At 67.6% G+C, this 17,206-nt stretch carries 18 protein-coding genes and 1 pseudogene; 4 read left to right on the top strand and 15 right to left on the bottom strand.

From position 1 onward, the window contains the following. Window positions 1-68: 68 nt before the first annotated feature. The 6 genes and pseudogenes from Q7W02_21025 to Q7W02_21000 all read right to left on the bottom strand — a co-directional run bounded on the left by Q7W02_21025 (window position 69) and on the right by Q7W02_21000 (window position 3,742). Window positions 69-1,124 (bottom strand): TIGR03617 family F420-dependent LLM class oxidoreductase, encoded by a 1,056-nt coding sequence (locus Q7W02_21025; GenBank protein ID MDO8478628.1) that lies wholly within the window; start codon window positions 1,122-1,124, stop codon window positions 69-71. A gap of 9 nt (window positions 1,125-1,133) precedes the next feature. Then, window positions 1,134-1,592 (bottom strand): branched-chain amino acid ABC transporter permease, encoded by a 459-nt coding sequence (locus Q7W02_21020; protein ID MDO8478627.1) that lies wholly within the window; start codon window positions 1,590-1,592, stop codon window positions 1,134-1,136. A gap of 79 nt (window positions 1,593-1,671) precedes the next feature. Beyond that, window positions 1,672-1,977: pseudogene (locus tag Q7W02_21015) on the bottom strand (CoA transferase). Between the two features lie 44 nt (window positions 1,978-2,021). Further along, the gene (locus tag Q7W02_21010; GenBank protein MDO8478626.1) at window positions 2,022-2,504 is read right to left on the bottom strand and encodes a CoA transferase; all 483 of its coding nucleotides are present in this window, start codon (window positions 2,502-2,504) and stop codon (window positions 2,022-2,024) included. A gap of 138 nt (window positions 2,505-2,642) precedes the next feature. Then, the gene (locus Q7W02_21005) at window positions 2,643-3,110 is read right to left on the bottom strand and encodes a pyridoxamine 5'-phosphate oxidase family protein (protein ID MDO8478625.1); all 468 of its coding nucleotides are present in this window, start codon (window positions 3,108-3,110) and stop codon (window positions 2,643-2,645) included. A 53-nt stretch (window positions 3,111-3,163) separates the two neighbouring features. Beyond that, window positions 3,164-3,742: a UbiX family flavin prenyltransferase gene (locus Q7W02_21000; protein MDO8478624.1), complete on the bottom strand. Its 579-nt coding sequence runs from the start codon at window positions 3,740-3,742 to the stop codon at window positions 3,164-3,166. 307 nt (window positions 3,743-4,049) lie between these two features. Here Q7W02_21000 and Q7W02_20995 point away from each other — a divergent pair, with 307 nt between their 5' ends. Together Q7W02_20995 and Q7W02_20990 are read left to right on the top strand one after the other, a co-directional pair. After that, a complete protein-coding gene (locus Q7W02_20995; GenBank protein ID MDO8478623.1) occupies window positions 4,050-4,871 on the top strand; it encodes a GntR family transcriptional regulator in 822 nt (273 codons plus the stop codon). 15 nt (window positions 4,872-4,886) lie between these two features. Beyond that, window positions 4,887-5,639: a thiamine pyrophosphate-binding protein gene (locus Q7W02_20990; protein MDO8478622.1), complete on the top strand. Its 753-nt coding sequence runs from the start codon at window positions 4,887-4,889 to the stop codon at window positions 5,637-5,639. 399 nt (window positions 5,640-6,038) lie between these two features. On the opposite strand, the gene Q7W02_20985 is transcribed toward Q7W02_20990, so the two are convergent. The 4 genes from Q7W02_20985 to Q7W02_20970 form a co-directional block, all read right to left on the bottom strand. Beyond that, complete coding sequence (locus Q7W02_20985; GenBank protein MDO8478621.1) at window positions 6,039-6,956, bottom strand: CoA ester lyase; 918 nt, start codon at window positions 6,954-6,956, stop codon at window positions 6,039-6,041. Further along, a complete protein-coding gene (locus tag Q7W02_20980; protein ID MDO8478620.1) occupies window positions 6,953-9,130 on the bottom strand; it encodes an acetate--CoA ligase family protein in 2,178 nt (725 codons plus the stop codon). The genes Q7W02_20985 and Q7W02_20980 overlap by 4 nt, the downstream gene beginning before the upstream one ends. Before the next feature lie 265 nt (window positions 9,131-9,395). Further along, entirely contained in the window at window positions 9,396-9,845 is a 450-nt protein-coding gene (locus tag Q7W02_20975) for a transposase family protein (GenBank protein MDO8478619.1), read from the bottom strand. A 602-nt stretch (window positions 9,846-10,447) separates the two neighbouring features. Then, window positions 10,448-12,040, bottom strand: coding sequence for an ABC transporter substrate-binding protein (locus Q7W02_20970; GenBank protein MDO8478618.1), 1,593 nt, complete (start codon window positions 12,038-12,040; stop codon window positions 10,448-10,450). A gap of 696 nt (window positions 12,041-12,736) precedes the next feature. On the opposite strand from Q7W02_20970, the gene Q7W02_20965 reads away from it, so the two are divergent. Continuing rightward, window positions 12,737-13,405 (top strand): hypothetical protein, encoded by a 669-nt coding sequence (locus tag Q7W02_20965; protein ID MDO8478617.1) that lies wholly within the window; start codon window positions 12,737-12,739, stop codon window positions 13,403-13,405. A gap of 476 nt (window positions 13,406-13,881) precedes the next feature. Continuing rightward, window positions 13,882-14,187: a methylenetetrahydrofolate reductase gene (locus tag Q7W02_20960; protein ID MDO8478616.1), complete on the top strand. Its 306-nt coding sequence runs from the start codon at window positions 13,882-13,884 to the stop codon at window positions 14,185-14,187. 19 nt (window positions 14,188-14,206) lie between these two features. Here the strand turns inward: Q7W02_20960 and Q7W02_20955 are convergent, their stop codons facing one another. The 5 genes from Q7W02_20955 to Q7W02_20935 form a co-directional block, all read right to left on the bottom strand. After that, window positions 14,207-15,214: an LLM class flavin-dependent oxidoreductase gene (locus tag Q7W02_20955; GenBank protein MDO8478615.1), complete on the bottom strand. Its 1,008-nt coding sequence runs from the start codon at window positions 15,212-15,214 to the stop codon at window positions 14,207-14,209. Window positions 15,215-15,305: 91 nt separating this feature from the next. Next, the gene (locus tag Q7W02_20950) at window positions 15,306-15,794 is read right to left on the bottom strand and encodes an acyl dehydratase (protein MDO8478614.1); all 489 of its coding nucleotides are present in this window, start codon (window positions 15,792-15,794) and stop codon (window positions 15,306-15,308) included. A gap of 12 nt (window positions 15,795-15,806) precedes the next feature. Then, entirely contained in the window at window positions 15,807-16,334 is a 528-nt protein-coding gene (locus Q7W02_20945; protein MDO8478613.1) for a MaoC family dehydratase N-terminal domain-containing protein, read from the bottom strand. An 87-nt stretch (window positions 16,335-16,421) separates the two neighbouring features. Further along, window positions 16,422-16,880 carry a MaoC family dehydratase N-terminal domain-containing protein gene (locus Q7W02_20940; protein MDO8478612.1) on the bottom strand — a complete coding sequence of 153 codons (459 nt, stop codon included), beginning with the start codon at window positions 16,878-16,880 and terminating at the stop codon, window positions 16,422-16,424. A gap of 8 nt (window positions 16,881-16,888) precedes the next feature. After that, a partial coding sequence (locus tag Q7W02_20935; protein MDO8478611.1) for an acyl dehydratase occupies window positions 16,889-17,206 on the bottom strand: 318 nt, incomplete at its 5' end.

Below are 17,206 nucleotides of genomic sequence, written 5' to 3'. Positions count from 1 at the left end.
GACACGACCAAAACATACACGTCGAACGGGCGCCGTGTCGCCTATCGATCAGTTCCCCCCGGGCTGACTCAGCGATGGAGCTCACCGATGATGTGCTGCAGCGCTTCGCGATCAGCCGGGGTGCGAAGCGGCAGACCGAACTCGATCCCCGTCGCGACGCTTCCGTAGCGCTTCCTGAGCTTCGCGGCAAGCTCGTCGTAGGTCCCGATCACCGCGATGGTGTCGAGCACCTCGTCGGTGATGCGCTTGGGCAGCTCCTCCCAGCGCTTCTTCACCGAGTACTCGTGGAGCTCGTCGACCAGCGCCCCCCAGCCGTGATGCTCGAAGACCGCGCGGTAGGTGCGGGTCGACGCATAGAAGGAGATGCGCGACCGGACGTCCCGGATCCTCTCCTCCAAGAGCGCGGGCGTGGCTGCCGTCGCGATGAGCGGGCTCGGGATCAGGTCGAACCCCTTGAGGTCGCGTCCCGCCTTCTTCGCGCCCGCCTGCGCGCTCGGGACCATGACCTCAGCGATGTACTTCGGCGTGCAGATCGGATGGGGCCGGAACCCCTGGCATAGCTCTCCGGCCAGCCGGCACATCCCCGTGTTGACGGCGGCGAGCTGGATGGGGATATCCGGGTAATCGATCGGGCCGGGGTCGAACAGCGGGACCATGAGCGAGAGTTTGTAGTGCTCGCCCTGGAAGTCAAGGGGCACGCGGTTCTGCCAGCAGTTCCAGACGGCCCGAACGGCGAGGATGTATTCTCGCATGCGTGGCAGCGGCGGCGCCCACGCCATGCCGAAGCGCCGCTCGATGTGGCCCTTCACCTGGGGGCCGAGCCCCAGGACGAAGCGGCCCTTCGAGAGCGACTGGACATCCCAGGCCGTGAGGGCCGTGACCGTCGGACTGCGCGGGAATGCGATGACGACGGCAGTGGTGAGCCGGATGCGCTCCGTGCTCGGCGCGCCGAGCACGAGCGGGACGTAGGGATCGTTCTTGGTTTCGCCGCTGACGAGGCCGTCGTATCCCAGCGCTTCGACCTCGCGGGCCATGTCGGGGACCTTGAGCAGGTCGAGCCTCATGGACACGTCGCGCAGGCCGGGATCGACCTTGCCGATGGGGAGCAGCGTCTCAACTCTCATAGGTCCTCCTTACCGAGGTTGTGGGCCTGGTGCGGGGCCGTCGCCTTCGCGCGCCGGGCGGCGTCCGATCGACCCGACGATGCCGGCCGGGAACGTCAGACAGCAGATGATCACGAGCGAGCCGTAGAAGAGGATGTCAAGGCCCGGGACCTGACCGCCGAAGGCCCCCCGCAGCCACTCACCCGCCGGATAGAGGACGGCCGTTCCGACCACCGGCCCCCAGACCGTGCCCATGCCCCCGACCAGCGTGAAGAGGATGACCTTGATCGTGACGTCTGGGCCGAAGAACGTCCGCGGGTCGAGGAAGAGGAGGTACTGCGCGTAGATGGTCCCGCCGATCGCCGTGAGGGCACCGGTGATGCTCATCGCGGCGAGACGGACGGCAACCGGGTTGATGCCCATCGCTTGCGCCGCCGCCTCGTTCTCCCTCACCGCGCGGAAGCGGAAACCAAGCGCACCGAGGTGCACGCCCCAGGCGACGGCCTGGCCACTCGGCCGCCGGCTTGGCCCGGAACGTCGTCTGGAGCTGCGCGGCGAGCTCCTCCACGTGCGCGATCCTGGCCGCGGCCGTCACGAACCTTGGATCATCGGCGAGGTCGTTGCGGCCGATCGCCTCGCAGAACGGCCGCCAGAACGATTCCGCGGTCGTGACGACGAAGTGCCGGCCCTCGGAGTCGAGAAAGGTTTCGCTCGGCGCGATCATGGGATGGCGCGAGCCGAGCCGCCCCGGGACTTTACCCGACGCGAGATAGCTTTGCGCCTGCCAGGTGAGCAGCGCGAGCTGGCAATCGAGCAGCGACACCTGCACGTACTGGCCCTTCCCGGTGCGCAGCGCGCGAAGCAGGGCGCCCACCGTGCCGAGCGCCAGGTAGAGGCCCCGGCCAGGTCCGCGATCTGTTAGCCGACACGCGCCGGTTGCCCGTCGGCATCTCCTGTAATGCTCATTACGCCGGCGAGCGCCTGGATCGCCAGGTCAAAGGCGGGGATTGGCGCGTACTCCCCCTCGTCGTGCAGTCCGATCATCTCCCCGACACAGATCCTTGGATTCAGCGTCAGGAGGGATGCGTGGTCGATACCGAGCCGGCGCGGCACGTTCGGGGTGAAGTTGTAAATCACCACATCCGAGACGCGGACCAGGTCCCGGAGCGTCGCCATCCCGTCCACGTGCTTGAGATCCAGGGCCACGCTGCGCTTGCCGCGGTTTACCGAGAGGAAGAACGACGACTCGCCGTCCACGAAATGAGGGGGGATCTTCCGGGACATGTCGCCGGCGGGCGCCTCGACCTTGATAACATCTGCGCCGAGCTGAGCGAGTAGCTGCGTCGCGCACGGGCCACCCAGTACCCAAGTCAGGTCGAGGACACGGAACCCCTCAAGCATTACCGCCCAAACTACTCAACGTGTCTCAGCCCGGCAATAGTGCAAACGGCCCGGCGGCCCCGCAGCGGATATAGAGAGCGCCGCAGGGGTGTCATGGCCCACGCCGATCCCTTTGTTAGCAGATACACCGCGCCCTGGTCATGACACGACAAACTCCTCGCGGTGGCTGAAACCCTTGCTGTTATCGAGCAGAACACAGCGTGACGGCATGAGCTTGTAAAACCTTGCGTCGATCATCTTCCCGCCAACCCGAAAGAGCCCTTCCGGCGTCAACAGATCTCTTACAAACGGGAACTTCGCCACGTACGCGCTCATCATCGCCGGTATCTCCACCACTGATACTTCTTCCACTCTGCCTTCGATCTGCAATCCGCGTATCTCGCGCCAGTCCGCGTAGTTCTCGTGTATCGCCGCCGAGGCCGCCGGGTTCCGCCTGACGTTGGTGCAGTGCCGTGACTTCGGGTCCGAGAAAAAATAGATCGTGAAGTCGTGGCTGACATAAAACACCCCTGCCGCCCACGGCGCATCTCCCGCCGATGTCGCCAGCGTCATCACGCGATGCGCTTTCAGATAACCAATGATGTTGGCGCGGAGTCCGTCATCCAAGTCGTTGTTTCCACAGCCCTGACGGGTCTTCGAGATCTGTCACGTCGGGTCCCTTACTGCCCCGACGCCGGCTTGTCCGCTCCGGTCCAGCGATTGAGAAGATTGACATCCATCCCGAACTGTTCCAGCGCCTTGTTCACCAACTGGTTGATCAGGTCGTCCAGCGTCTTGGGCCGGTGATAGAACGCCGGGATGGGCGGCACGAGCACGGCCCCCGTCTCGGTGATCTGTGTCGTCAGCCGCAAGTGTCCGAGATGCAGCGGCGTCTCACGAATCATCAGCACCAGCTTGCGCCGCTCCTTCAGCGTCACATCCGCCGCGCGGCACAGCAAATTGGAATTGAACGAGTTTGCCACTGCCGAAAGAGTCTTGATCGAGCACGGCGCAATCACCATACCGTCGTGCTTGAACGAGCCGCTCGAAATGCAGGCTCCCACGTCGTCAACGTCGTGAACGTGGGTCGCCAACTTCAAAACGCTGCCCACGCCGTGATCCGTCTCAAGGGCAACCGTCCGCCTGGCCGAATTCGACATGACAAGATGCGTCTCGACTCCCGCCCGGTTCAAGACCTCGAGCACCCGGATGCCGTAAATCGCGCCGCTGGCCCCGGACATTCCCACGACTAATTTCATCTATCCTCCATAGCGCCACACTAGGCCGCTCCCACCCGCCCACCAGCACATAGCGCGCCCGCGCTCGGCGTGTCAAGGCCGGCTGTCGGGCTGGGCCCCGAGCTGCGCCGGCGGTCGCCCGACGAGCTTGCTGGCGGCCCTCGAGCGCTGCAAATGAAGCGACACAAGGAGACCAGATCGGTGTGGTCCGGGCATGAATCTGTCGGCCCGCTACTGGCCCGCACCCGCCGTCTTCATCACGAATTTGAGTCGGATGCCTCATTGAGCGTCCCACCCGCCTAGGCCACACTCCCGCGAGGTGGCTTGTATGGACGACCAATCATCCGTGCAACCGGACGCACAGACGGCCGTTCAGTTCCGGACCGACCGGGCTGGCGGGCGCGGGCTGCCGCTCTACTTCCGACTCCGCAATCTCCTCGAGGAGAGCATCCGCGCCGGGGCATTTCCGCCGGGCGCCCGCCTCCCGTCGGAGCACGAGGTCTGCCAGAAATACGGCGTCAGTCGGGCGACCGTCCGAGAAGCGCTGCGTGAGCTCGTCGATTCCGGCCTCGTAGTCCGGCAGCACGGCAAGGGTAGTTTCGTGTCCAGCATGACGAAGGACGCGGTTGAACCGGTCAAGCTCGTCGGCTCTCTCGAGGACCTCTACGATCAGGTCGAGCGGGTCGTGGCGAGGTCGGTCGAGATCGACCGGTGTCAGGGGCCGGTGAGGGTGCTGGAGCGACTCGCGCTTCCGCCCGAGACCCCGCTGATCGTGGTCCGGCGCGTGCGGGAGGTGAACGGCAGGGTGCTCGCCTGGACCGTGAACTTCCTCCCCGTCAACATCGGCCGGCGGCTCCGCAAGGCCGATTTGCTCAAGTACCCGCTCCTCCGCCTGCTGGAGGAGCGGCACGGGATCAAGATCGCCGAAGCGGTCCAGACGCTCCGCGCGGTGCTCGCCAATCGTGAAACCGCTCTTCACCTGGAGGTCCCGTTCGCCTCGCCGCTGCTGTTCGCCGAGCGCCTGTACCTCGCGCCGGGCGGCACGCCGATTCAGCTCGTTCAGAGCCACTACCGCGCCGACCGCTATGCGTTCGCGGTGCGCCTCCAGCGGCTCAAAGCACAACACTGGTCCTGGGGCCGCGGTCACTGATCAAGGAGAATCATTATGGCGCAGATCACCGTCGCTCTAGCGCTGGCGAAGCTTCTGGAACGCATGGGCACGGAGTACGTGTTCGGCGTGAACGGTCACGGCAACTGGGCGCTCCTCGATGCATTGGTGCACGACACACGGATCAAGGGGATCCCGGCCCGAGCCGAAGACCACGCGCTGCAGATGGCGGACGGGTACTGGCGAGTCCGGCGCCAGGCCCCGATGCCGATCGTGACGACGAGCGTCGGGCCGGGCAACGCGAACATCGTGTCGGCCCTCGCCGGCGCCTTCTATGAGTCCATCGCGATGCTCGTCTTCGCCGGCGCGGGCGCGACACACTGGTTCGACCGGGGCGGAATCGAAGAGGCATATCGGTACGCGCCCGAGGAGTGGACGCAGATCGTCAAGCCGATTTCGAAAAAGGCCGTGCTCATCACGCGCCCCGATACCGCGGTCGATATGTTCCTGCGAGCCTACCGCACGGCGATCACCGGGCGCCCCGTCAAGGAGGCCCCGGACGGCGACGTAGCCGTCCTGATGATAGCTCGCGACCTGCTCGTCCGTCAGGTACCGCCGCCGCGTGACCGCCGTCATCGCCATGAGCAATCCCTCCGGGGCTCGCTGTGGTCGTTCCCGGGCCGCCCGAGCGGGCAGCCGCGAAGCCGAGATGCGGCGATGCTACCGGAACGGGCCCAGCAGTGTCAACGACTCGACCGTTCGAGTGTGACCGGGGCACTCCTCGACCGTGAGACAAGTCGATCCCCCTGATTGTGGGCTGGTGGCCGCCTGCGCGTCATCGCCACCGTGCAGAATATCCCCTCGCCGGGCAGGCCATCCTCGCCCCCAGGGCCCGCTCCGGCGCCCTCACGTCGCCCGTAGCTCAAGTCCTTCTCTCGAGGCTGCCCCTGCCACCCGACGGCGGCGCCCCACGGCCCCGCAGCCGCACCCCTCCGCCCGCTTCGTGACCGCGAGCCCGTGGCGGCGCAGGATGGCCCCGGTCAGCGGGCGATCGCGGTGCGGACGCTCGCCGTCGCCCCGGTGACGCGCGCAATGCCGGGTGTCAGGCTGGGGCCCGCAGGGGAGGCCGCATGTCGCCCACCCGCATCGCGCGGCGAGGGAGCCGAGGGAACCCGCGTGTGTCCGTCCTATCCGCCCGCCGCGCCTGCGTCACCCGAGGCGCTTGAGCGCTTCCGCCTTCGTCCGCTCGAGCTCCGCGATCGCGTTCGCGCGCTGCAGGATGAGCTGGGCCCGGCGGTAGACCGGGACGTCGACCATCTTGCCGTCGAGGTTCACCGAGGCGGTGCCGCGCTTGACGCCCTCCTCGAACGCTTCCACCGCGCGGCGGGCGTACTCGACCTTCTGCGGATCCGGAGAGAAGACCCGGTTGAGGACGACGACCTGCTCCGGGTGAATGCAGCCCGCGCCCTCGCAGCCCAGGCTTCGAGCCCGCGTGGCGGCGCCTTCAAACGCGGCGAGGTCCCGGAAGCCGGCGATGCTGCCGAGGAGGCCGACGGCCTGGATGCCGACCGTCTTGCAGACGGTGACGACCCTCGAGACTCCGTAGAGCAGCTCGATCCCGTCGGCGGAGGGCTCGACGCCGAGAGACAGGCAGTAGTCCTCCGGGCCGACGCCCATCGTGACGATCCGCGGGCTCGCCGTCGCGATGCTCTCGCACGCGAGGAGTCCCTTCGGCGTCTCGATCGCGATGCTCAGCGTGACGTGGCCCACCGGGATGCCGCGGGCCCGCTCCAGCCGCTCGACCTGCGCCGCCAGGCGCTCGATCTCCGCAGCGGTCTCGACCTTCGGGATCGAGAGGCCGGCAAGCCCGGGCCACACCGACGCGTCGATGTCGTCGGACAGCAGCGCGGGATCGTTGTTGACCCGCACGGCAACCTCGGCGCCGCCGCGCGCGACCAGCGGGAGCGTGTCCTTCACGAGCTTCCGGGCACTCGCCTTCGCCGCCGCCGGGACGGAGTCCTCGAGGTCGAGGACGATCGCGTCGGCGCCGCGCGTGTGCGCCTTCTCGATGAAGCGGGGGACGTTGACGGGAAGGATCAGCGAGGAGCGGCGCACGCGGAAGCTCATGCCATGACCCCCTGGTGTTCGGGGCGAAGGACGACGAGGGCGTCCACGGCGACGGCGCCCTCGCCGGCGTCGCGGACCATGAGGGGGTTCACGTCGATCTCGGCGATCCGGTCGTCCAGGTCGACGGCCAGCCGGGCGACCCGCACGAGGACGTCCGCCACCGCCTCAACGTCGGCGGGCGCGCGGCCACGGAAGGCGCCGAGGGCCGGCGCGGCCCTGAGCGACGCCAGCATGTCGCGCGCGTCGTCGATCGCGAGCGGCGCGACGCGGCGGCTGACGTCGCGCATCACCTCGACGAGCACGCCGCCGAGGCCGCACGTCACCACGGGACCGAACTGCGGGTCGCGGGCGACGCCCACAATCATCTCTCGCGCTCCGGTCACCATGGCCTGGACGAGGACGCCGCGGACGCGAGTGGCCGGATGATCGGCGGCGAGGCGCCTCATCGTCTCGGCCCACGCGGCGCGGAGCGCGTCCTCGCCGGCGATGGAGAGGCGCACGGCTCCCGCCTCCGTCTTGTGCGGGACGTCGGGCGAGACGACCTTCAGCGCGACGGGGTACCCGATGGCAGCGGCTGCGGAGACCGCGGCGTCGACGTCGGCGACGAGCGTCTCGCGGGGTCCGGAGATGCCGTAGAAGCCGAGCACGCGGCGCGACTCCAGCTCGTCGAGCGTCTCTTGCTTGCCGGCGAGGAACGCCCGAGCGGCTGCCGCGTCGGCGGCGGGCGCGGGAGGAGCGGGCGTCGCGCGCGCGCGAGAGCGGCGCCGGCGAAAGCGATGGTAGGCGACCATCGCCTGCACGGCGCGGAAGTACTTGTCCGGCGTCGAGAAGATCGGGATGGGGCTCCGCTCGAGCAGGCGGAAGCCGTCCTCGTCACTGACGCGGCCCTGGGGATCGCGCCGCGTGCCCGTCCACAGCACGATCAGCGGCTTGTCGGTCTCCGAGGCGACGCTGATCAGGTCGCGCGCAATCCCTGTCGAGCGCTCGCCGACGGCCGGCATCCCGAGCGCGACGGTGAGGATGTGGTAACGGTCGTCAGCGATGAAGAGCCGGAGGATCTCCGGGAGGTGCTGGGCGCCCTGACCGCGGATGTCGGCGGGGTTGCCGAGCTCGCCGAGGATCAGCAGATGGCCGCTCGCCGCGAGGGCGCTCGAGATCTCGCGCGAGAGCGGCGGAAGATCGAGGCCGTGGGCTCCGCACTTGTCGGCGAGCAACACGCCGAGACCCCCGGACGTCGTGAGGATCGCCAGACCCTCCCCGCGTGGCTCGGGGCAGCGATCGAACATGGAGCCGACCTCGAAGAGATCGTCCGGATCGGGGACACGGATGATGCCACCCTGCGCGAACGCCGCCTCGTACACGGCATCCGAGCCCGTCATCGATCCCGTGTGAGAGACGGACTGGCGGGCTCCGAGCTCCGAGCGTCCCACCTTGCAGACGACGAGCGGCTTGCCCGCGTCGGCAGCTTCCTCCGCGGCCTCGAGCAAGTGCCGCCCGCGGCCCGGCTTCAGGCCCTCGATGAGGGTCGCGATCACGCGCGGCGCCGGATCGCGGACGAAGGCCCGGATGAAATCGACGGAGTCGAGGACGGCCTCGTTGCCACTCGACACGACGTGGCTGAAGCCGATGTCCCGGTCGGCCGCCGGCGACAGGATCGAGGCGAAGGCGAGCGCGCCGCTCTGGGAGACGAGCGCGATCCGGCCGGGCGGGATGCGGAGTCCCGAGTAGGCGTGCATCATCGCCGGCGCCGCGGCGTTCGCGATCCCGAGACAGTTCGGTCCGCAGACGAGGAGCCCGGTCCGGCGGGCGAGGGCCTGGATCTCCTCCTCGTCGCGGCGGCCGTCGTGGCCGGCCTCCGCGAAGCCGGCGCTGATGACGACGGTGGCGCGGACGCCGCGCTTCGCGCACTCCTCGAGCACGCCGAGCACCGCGCGCTGGGGGACGACGACGGCGGCGAGATCGACCGGCTCGGGCAGGGCCTCGACGCTCGGGAACGCGGGGTAGCCGTCGATGGACTCGGCGCGCCGGTTCACGAGGTAGATCGCGCCGGCGAAGCCGCCCCCGGCGAGGTTCGAGAGCAGCCGGCTCGCATAGGGATTGGACCGCGAGGCGCCGACGAGCGCGATCGAGCGCGGCGCGAGGAGCGGCTGGAGATCGGGGGCCCGGGCGCTCAAAAGACGCTCGGGAGCCACGTGTAGAGCACCGGGACGTACGTGACGAGGATCCGCACGGCGACCTCCACGAGAAGTGTCCGTCTTCAGCGCCTTTGGGACTCCGTGAGGCTGCACGGAACCGATAGGTCGCCAGTCAGCTCACCCTGGGTGCCCTGCGTGGCTGCGGCCCGATTGTAGCGAACACGCCGGGCCAGGGTCCGGCTCTTTTGGGCCGCCCGCCGCCGCAGTATCGCCTCCCGCCGGCCGTCATACACATCGGCCGGCGTCACATTCCCGATCCCCTCGTGGTACCGCTCGTGGTTGTAGAAGCGGATGAAGTCCGCCATCGCGGCCCGGAGGACCTCAGGGCTCGTGTAGACCAGCAGATTGAGCCGCGCCTTGAGCGTCTCGTGGAAGCGCTCGAGCTTGCCGTTGGTCTGGGGTGATGGGGGGCGCAGTAGATGTGCCGGATCCCCCGGGCACGCAGGTAGTCCTCAAACGCGGCCGCCAGGTAGCCTGAGCCCCGGTCGGTGAGCAACCGCGCTCGGGACTCGACCGGCGCCGCCGGCATGCCCGTCCACTCCACGGCCTGCTGGACCACCTCGCTGATGGCCTCGGCCGTCTGCTCCGCCTTGAGCTTCCAGGCCAGGATGAACCGGGAATAGTCGTCGAGCACCGAGATCAGGTAGTACCACCCCCAGCCCACCACGAAGAAGTAGCTGGCTCGGACTGCCACTGCTCATTGGGCCGCGTCGTCTTCACTCGGTACTCTGGACCTGCCGGGAAGCCCACCACTTTGACCTCGCAAATCAGGCCATGGCACTTCAGCACCCGGTAGACCGTGGACTCCGACAAGGCAAAGCCTCCGCGGTCCATCAGCCAGAGAAAATACCCGAGGCGCCTCGATCACCCTACACCGTTGCGCCCCATGCCGGCGCTCTGGGCGAGTTCACTTGCCACGTGCAGTGAGGAAACCTTATGAGTTCGAGCACAAAGCTGTGCCGCCAATACTCGAACTCTCACTCTTCAATCCGATGAGGAGCGTCATCTTAGTAGCGGCCCCCGCCTTTGCCGCCTGCGTCGCTTGCGTCGCCTCTCCCGTCCGCTTCACCGGGAAACATCATTTGAAGAACTGTGTAAGGGAACTTCACAGACGACATCCGCCGCGACATTGACGCCTCCCTCACCTCCTGCAGCTCCACAGGCAGGAGCGTAGATAACATAAAGCCCGTTCTCAGTCATGCCGCCCTGCGGCCCAGGCGCTTCCCTCCTTGTCACAGCTCTTCCCCTTGGCTCTTCCCCTTGTCACAGCGACGAGGCCGTCCATCTCCATGGCGCTCAGTCCTCCGCGAGCCACACGTCCTGCAGCTTCTGGTTGGAGAATTGATTGGGCGGGGCGACGTAATTCTTCACCTTCGCCCAGTGCACCACGTTCCGCGTCCACCACAACCCCGGCAGGTAGTGCACGTTCTCCAGGACGATCCGTTCCATCTCGTTGGCGAGCTTCTTGCGCTCGACGGGGTCGAGCGAGCGCGCCTGTCGCGCGTACAGATCGTCGAGCCTCGGGTCGGAGAACCGGCCCCAGTTCTCGGTGTCCCCCGTGGTGTAGCGATTGAGCCACACATCGGGATCGTCCATGAACGTGCTCGGCGAGGAAACGATCAGCTCGAAGTTCCCCGTGTTCTGCCCATCCGCGAACCAGGCCGCCGTCTCGAGCGGGCGATGCTCCGCCTCCACCCCGATCTTGCGCCACTCCTGGATCACGAACACCCCCCAGTCCTGGAAGGGCAGCCTGATGTTGCGATTCTTCAAGACGACCTTCAGCCCGTTGGGATAGCCGGCCTCGGCCAGGAGCCGCCGCGCCTCCGCCCGGCTCTTCTCGATGTCCTTGCCGAACCCCGGGAGCTTCTGCAGCTCCGCCTCCGGCAACGCAAACTCCGAGCCCGGGCGCAGCGATCCCCCGACGAACTTCAGTCCGTTGATGGGAAACAGCACCTTGCCCGCCGTGTACCGATCGATGCCCAGTGTGAGCGCCTTGCGCACCCGAACGTCGTTGAAGGGCTTCACCGTGTGGTTGACCGCGATCCCCCAGGAGGAGCTCATGCCCGTTTCCTGCACGACGACCTTGTCGCCGAGCTGCTTCTTGATCGCCTCTACCTCCGGCCCCGGCATGTTGCGGAACTCGACGTAGGCGCGGCCGGAACGAATCGCCGCCGCCCGCACGGACGTCTCCGTGCTGATGAAGAACTTGTACCCGTCGAGATAGGGCCGGCCCTTGATGAAGTAGTCGGGGTTCCGTTCCCCCTCGAACGTGGAGCCGCGCGTGTAGTTCTTGAACTTGAAGGGCCCCGAGCCTACCACGTGCGTCTTGAAGTAGTTCGGGTCCTGGTCCAGGTACTGCTTCGGGTAGATCACGTTCCACGGCGACGCCAGGTTGACGAGGAGGGCGGCGGACGAGAACTTGAGCCGGAACACCACGGTGCCGGAGTCGGGGGCCTCGATCCGCTCCACCGCCGAGTAACTGGTCTTTCGCGTGCTCCGGACCCCCTCCGGCGGGAAGATGATCTTGTCGTAGCTGGCCTTGACGTCAGCCGCTGTCATGACCGAGCCGTCGTGGAACCGGATCCCCTGCCGGATCTTGAACGTGTAGGTCCGCCCATCAGGCGCGATCTTCCAGTCCGTGGCCACGTCGCCGATGATCTTCGAGAAGTCGTACGGGTCGAACTGCAAGAGCAGGCTGTAGCACGGCGCCACGAGCTGGATATTGGCGAAGGTGCCCTCCTGGTGGGGGTCGAGGCTCGGCGGCTCGGCGCCGATGACCGCCAGCAGGATGCCCCCCCCGCGGGGCGTTTCCGCCGCCTGGGCCCCGGCGGACATCCCCACATCTGCCGAGGCAACCAAAAGCGCGAGCGCAGCGATGGTGAACAGCATTCGGTGACGTCGGACTCCTCGCCTCATCATCTGACACCTCCGTGGGTGACGTAGTCTCGAACGACGCGGCAGCAGTAGAAATCTAGCGGTCGGCCGAAGCGCTACACGATCTCCCGGCCGTCGATGAGCGCCACGCGCAGCTCGACGATCAGCCGTGCAGGATCCCCTCGCCGTGCAGGCCATCCTCGCCCACCTTGCCCGCTCCGGCGCCCCCGCGCCACCGGGCACCCGCAACGGCCGCTCGAGGGGGCGAAGGCAAGGGTCGGCATCGCGATCGTCCGCTGCCCCCAGCTATGCTGCGCCGCCGCGGTCGAGCGGTCAAGGCGCGGGCGCAGAGGCGGCGAGAGTGAGGCGTCGAGGGTCTGACCGAGCGGGGAGTTTACCCGATCGCAGCCGAGGCGGGCGGGGCCGGGCCGGGCGGGTCGGGGGCGCCGGAGCGGGCAAGGTGGGCGAGGATGGCCTGCACCGCGATGAGATCTTGCACAGGGTGGGGAAATTTCGATGACCACAAGTGGGGACATTTGGGTGACCGTTGACACGCTCGTCCCGGGGCCATACCCCACCGGTTCCCGGGACATAACCATGAATCCGTTCCTCACCTCCACCATCGGTGCGGCGTTCCTGCCCAGCGCCTGGGTCGAGGCCGCCGCGGTCCCGAGACGGCACGAGCTTCCGTGGCTCGAAGGCGTCACGTACGTGGCCGCGGTCGATCCGAATGGCGGTGGTCCTGACGCCTTCACGTTGGCGATCGTTCACGCCGAGCGCGACGGGGCGACGACGAAAGTCGTGCAGGACCGGATGAAGGGCTGGTCCAAGCCGCGCGACAGCGCCGCCAACCTCGAGGGCGCCGTGGCGGAGATCGCGTCGATATGCAAGACCTACCGGATCAAGGAGGTCGTCGGGGATCGGTACGCGAAGGGCTGGGTCCGCGAGGCATTCGCGCGCCACGAGATCACGTACCGAGATGCCACCGCGAAGGTGAACGGAGAAAGCGTGGTGTTAGACCGTTCGTCAGCGTACCTCGAAGCCGAACCCTTGTTCGCCCAGGCGCACATTGAGATTCTCGATCACCCGACGCTCATTCGCGAGCTTCGCATGCTGGAGCGCCGCCCACAGGTCGGTGGGAAGGATCGTGTCAACCACCCGCGAGGGCAGCATGACGATCACGCGAATGCTCTGGCGCTCGCCGCGGCGACGATCAACTCGAAGCCGAAACATTGGGGTTTCCTCCCGCCGCGAGTCGTCGTGATGCCGACCAGCGCCGAGAAGGCCCATGCGTTCATGACCAAGGGCGACGAAGACGGTAGCATCGCGATACCAACGAAGTTCGGCCTCGAACGGTACCACGATCCGCGAGGGATGTGATGGACGAGGAGCGAGTCTGCTTCGCGATCATGGACTGCGCGCACCCAGCGCCTGGCATCCCCGTGCTTGAACTCCTCGAACGCTGAGTGCCCGGTCACGCCAGGAACACCACCGGACTGAGTTGAACGGGATCCGTGAACGCGCGCTCAACGGGACGCTTGGCAAAGCGCCTCCGCAGGCGCGCGCCGCACTCGATGCTGTCAGGATGACGCTCACGGACGACGACACGAAGTCCGCGTCGAGCGCATGAAGGCGGCGGTCGGGAACCGCGTCAGATGTAGAAGTTATTGACTCCTGCGTAAGTAATGTCCCTTCCTCCGGTGCAAAGGCCCTCGTCCGGCGGGAAGACGTCGTTCTTGTTCGCCACGGGGTTCGAGCCTGGTCCGGCAGACCTCGACCGTGAGATCCACCGCCTCGAGAAGAAGAAGGCCGCGGGCGCCGAGCTCGTGATGACGTAGCCCGTCTTCCAGCAGGACCTGCTCGACGCCGTCCTACGGCGCATCGAGCACCTAGGACTACCCATCATCGTCGGGGTGCTCCCGCTCGTGAGCTACAAGAACGCGGAGTTCCTCCACAACGAGGTCCCCGGCATGCAGATCCCGGAGGAGATCCGCAAGCGCATGCGCCGGATGTCCGGCGGCGAGGCGGCGCGCAAGGAAGGCGTGAAGATCGCCCGCGAGATGCTCTTCGCGGTGCGGGACCGCGTGCAGGGCGCCTACCTCATGCCGCCCCTCGGCAGGTACGAGCTAGCGCTGGAGGTGCTGGAGGGTCTGAAGCAGTAGCCCCTCGGCCGGTGGGGCCTCACGCAAAATGCGGCAGGACGCGCTCGCCGAGCAGCTCGATGGCCTTCATGACGCGCTGGTGCGGCATGCCGGGCCAGTGCAGGCGAAAGCCCATCTGCTGGATGTCCAGGCGCTCCTGATGCCGCGCGATCTGTTCGATGCAGTATGCGGGATCGCCGACGATGAACCGATCCTGCCGCAGTTGCTCGATGGGCAGACGAAACGTCTCACCCGCGGGCAAGACGTTGTCCTGGCCCCATTGCGCGTAGGCTTCGTACTTGGTCGCGAGGTACGGCAGGGCTTCGCGCAAGGCCGTGTCCATGTCGCGCGCGATGTAGAGCTCCTTGCCCAGACTGAACAGCGGAGGCGGAAACGGCTTGCCCTCCGCTTCCAGGGCGGCGCGGTATAGCGCCACCTGCCGCTCCAGCGTCGCCAGGGTGGCGTGGCCGGCAATGGCCCAGGCATCGCCGATACGGGCGACGCGCCGGACCATCTTGTCGTTGCTGGCCGCCACCACGATGGGCGGCCGCGGCTTCTGCCGCGGCCTCATGGTGAGGCCGACGTCCTCCAGGTGAAAATGCTCGCCATGGAAGGTCACACGCTCCTCGGTCCACAGCCGCCGCACCACGTCCAGGACCTCCAGAAAGCGAGACAGCCGCCGGCCGCGCGGAATCCCGAAGGCATCGAACTCGACGTCGCGGTATCCGAGTCCCACGCCGAACACCAGCCGCCCGCCGCAGATCACGTCCAGGGTGGCGAGGGACTCCGCCACATCCACCGGATGCTGCAGGGCCAGCAGCATGATGCCCGTTCCCAGCGTCATCTCTCCGATCTCGGCCGCCACGCGTGCCAAGACCGGGAGCGGCTGCATGTACTGGAACGGCGCCGCCAGGTAGTGCTGGCTGGCGCTGACGTGATGGAACCCCGCCCCCCGCGCCAGCCGCACCATCTCCAGCAGCTCGGCGAACCGCTGCGACATGTCGTCGCCCACGGGATGCTGCACCGGCAGTGACAACCCGAATCGCATCGCTCCCCTCCTCTCCCCTTCTCGCGATCTGGCCGGTGGGCTCCCACCCGTCCCGGGGTGCCTCACCGGCCAGCCGATGGCTGGCGGGCGCTCAGGCCGTCGCCAAGCCCAGCGAGCCGGGATCGAACGGGTACGGCACCGCTGGCCCGTTGCGTCGCGGCAGGACGACGCTCGCCGTGCCGGGCGTCCCCTCGTCACCCTTCTGGTTCTTCAGGCCGATCTCGAGATCGACGACGCCGTACGGCCCGTGGGCCTCCGTCTTGACCACGCGGCCCCACGCGGTGAGCGTGTCGCCGGGCACATTCATGCCGCGGAACTGGAAGCTGATCTTCCACAGCCAGCCGGTTTCGCCGACCCAGTCGGTGAGGAGCTGGACCATCACGTGCTGCTTCCACGACCCGTTCACCATCACGTCGGGAAGCTTGTCGTGCTCCGTGGCATACCGCCAGTCGTAGTGGATGCGGTGCCAGTTCTCCATGGCCGCCGACCACCGCATGACGTGCGCGGTGGTCATCGGTCCCTTGACCACCACCGGAATCTCCTGTCCGACCAGGACATCCTCGAACACAGGTGCCTTCATCGCCTCGTCCTTTCAGCGCAGGATGAGCGTGTTCGTCGTCTTGAGCAGCGGCTCGCCTCGCTCGTTGCTGTAGAGGTCCTCGATCACCACGAACACCATCGTCCCAGACTTGCCGTCGCGCTGGTAGATGTCCTTGAAGCGGCTCTTCACGAAGAGACGCTCGCCGTGGCGCGCGTAGCGGAAGAACTCGTAGTCGTAGCCGCCATTCAGCAGGCGCACCAGCGGGACCTCGACCGGCGGCAGGCCCGGCCGCATCCGCCGGTTGCGGCCGTCGAAGTCGGGATCGCCCATCTGGTCCAGGGGATCCGGCGCGTCGGGCGGGCGCCGGAAGGCGTGTGCCGGGAACGCCGGCGGCGCCACCAGGCCGCCGTAGCGGCTCTGCTTCGCCCACTCGGCGTCCCAGTAGCGCCGCGCCGGGTCCATCGTGGCGTGATGGAACCGCCGCACCTCGCTCGGCTCCACGGCGTGGTACGCCTCCACCGGCTCCGATTCGGCGCCGATCACGGCCTTCACCTCATCGGTGATGTAGTTGACGCCCATGCCTCTGCTCCTCCTCGAGCGCGAAGTTTCCGGCTCGCCACGCTCCGCGCCGCGCGCGCCGGCCCGGCGTGCGCGCCCGCGTCATCCTCAGCGCCGGATGAGGGTCGTGCGCAGCACCGCGCAGAGCGTGCCGAGCTGGTTGGTGAACCGCCGCTCCTCGACGACCACCCCGAGCGGGCCCGAGCGCCCCTGCTTGAGGCGCGCGTCGGTGATCACCATCTGCATCGCGATCTCGTCGCCCACGATCACCGGATCGCGGAACTCGTACTCGTCCTCGCCGTGGACCGTCGCCTTCCCGAAGGGGAAGTCGATGCTGTGCTCCGTGCCGTTGAAGTAGAAGAGCCACAGGAGCGGCCACGGCGCCACGACGCCGCGATAGCCGCGCGCGATTGCCGCCGCGGCGTCGTAGTGGATCGGATCGAAGTCCTCCACCGCCTTGGCCATCTTGCGGACGGCCCCGAGCTCCACCGCCATGGTGTCGGGCTTCCCGACCGGACCGACGAGCCCGGCGAGGAACTTCTCGATGTCCGGGACCGACATCTCCATGTCGCCGTTCAGGGGGTCCGGCGGGGCACCGCCGTCACCGCGCGCCCCGGCGTCGTGTTCTCGCCCCGCTGGTTCTCGATCCAGCACTCGATTTCGAGCACGCCCTCGCCGTCCTGCACGTACGTCTTCTTGACGCGACCGCGGAGGTACGCCATGTCCCGGGGCATCGTGGAGCCGACGTTCCGGTCGGCGAACCGGAGCAGCCGCGCGTTTCGCCCGACCCAGTGCGCGACCTCGGTCAGGAGGTACGACGCCATCAGCGGCCCGGACAGGATGATGCCGGGCAGACCCTGGGCCTTCGCCACGTGCTCGTCGTGATGGAATTC

It is taken from the genome of Candidatus Rokuibacteriota bacterium, assembly GCA_030647435.1.
GTDB lineage: Bacteria > Methylomirabilota > Methylomirabilia > Rokubacteriales > CSP1-6 > AR37.
Note: the sequence above shows the minus strand (reverse complement) of the source record. Positions and strands in the feature narration are given on the sequence as shown.

Coding starts and splice junctions, on each gene's coding strand:
- Q7W02_20970 (MDO8478618.1), bottom strand. CDS start 12,040: ATGCTGTTCACCATCGCTGCGCTCGCGCTTTTGGTTGCCTCGGCAGAT.
- Q7W02_20940 (MDO8478612.1), bottom strand. CDS start 16,880: ATGGAGATGTCGGTCCCGGACATCGAGAAGTTCCTCGCCGGGCTCGTC.
- Q7W02_21010 (MDO8478626.1), bottom strand. CDS start 2,504: ATGCTTGAGGGGTTCCGTGTCCTCGACCTGACTTGGGTACTGGGTGGC.
- Q7W02_20995 (MDO8478623.1), top strand. CDS start 4,050: ATGGACGACCAATCATCCGTGCAACCGGACGCACAGACGGCCGTTCAG.
- Q7W02_20990 (MDO8478622.1), top strand. CDS start 4,887: ATGGCGCAGATCACCGTCGCTCTAGCGCTGGCGAAGCTTCTGGAACGC.
- Q7W02_20950 (MDO8478614.1), bottom strand. CDS start 15,794: ATGAAGGCACCTGTGTTCGAGGATGTCCTGGTCGGACAGGAGATTCCG.
- Q7W02_20985 (MDO8478621.1), bottom strand. CDS start 6,956: ATGAGCTTCCGCGTGCGCCGCTCCTCGCTGATCCTTCCCGTCAACGTC.
- Q7W02_21000 (MDO8478624.1), bottom strand. CDS start 3,742: ATGAAATTAGTCGTGGGAATGTCCGGGGCCAGCGGCGCGATTTACGGC.
- Q7W02_20955 (MDO8478615.1), bottom strand. CDS start 15,214: ATGCGATTCGGGTTGTCACTGCCGGTGCAGCATCCCGTGGGCGACGAC.
- Q7W02_20945 (MDO8478613.1), bottom strand. CDS start 16,334: ATGGGCGTCAACTACATCACCGATGAGGTGAAGGCCGTGATCGGCGCC.
- Q7W02_21025 (MDO8478628.1), bottom strand. CDS start 1,124: ATGAGAGTTGAGACGCTGCTCCCCATCGGCAAGGTCGATCCCGGCCTG.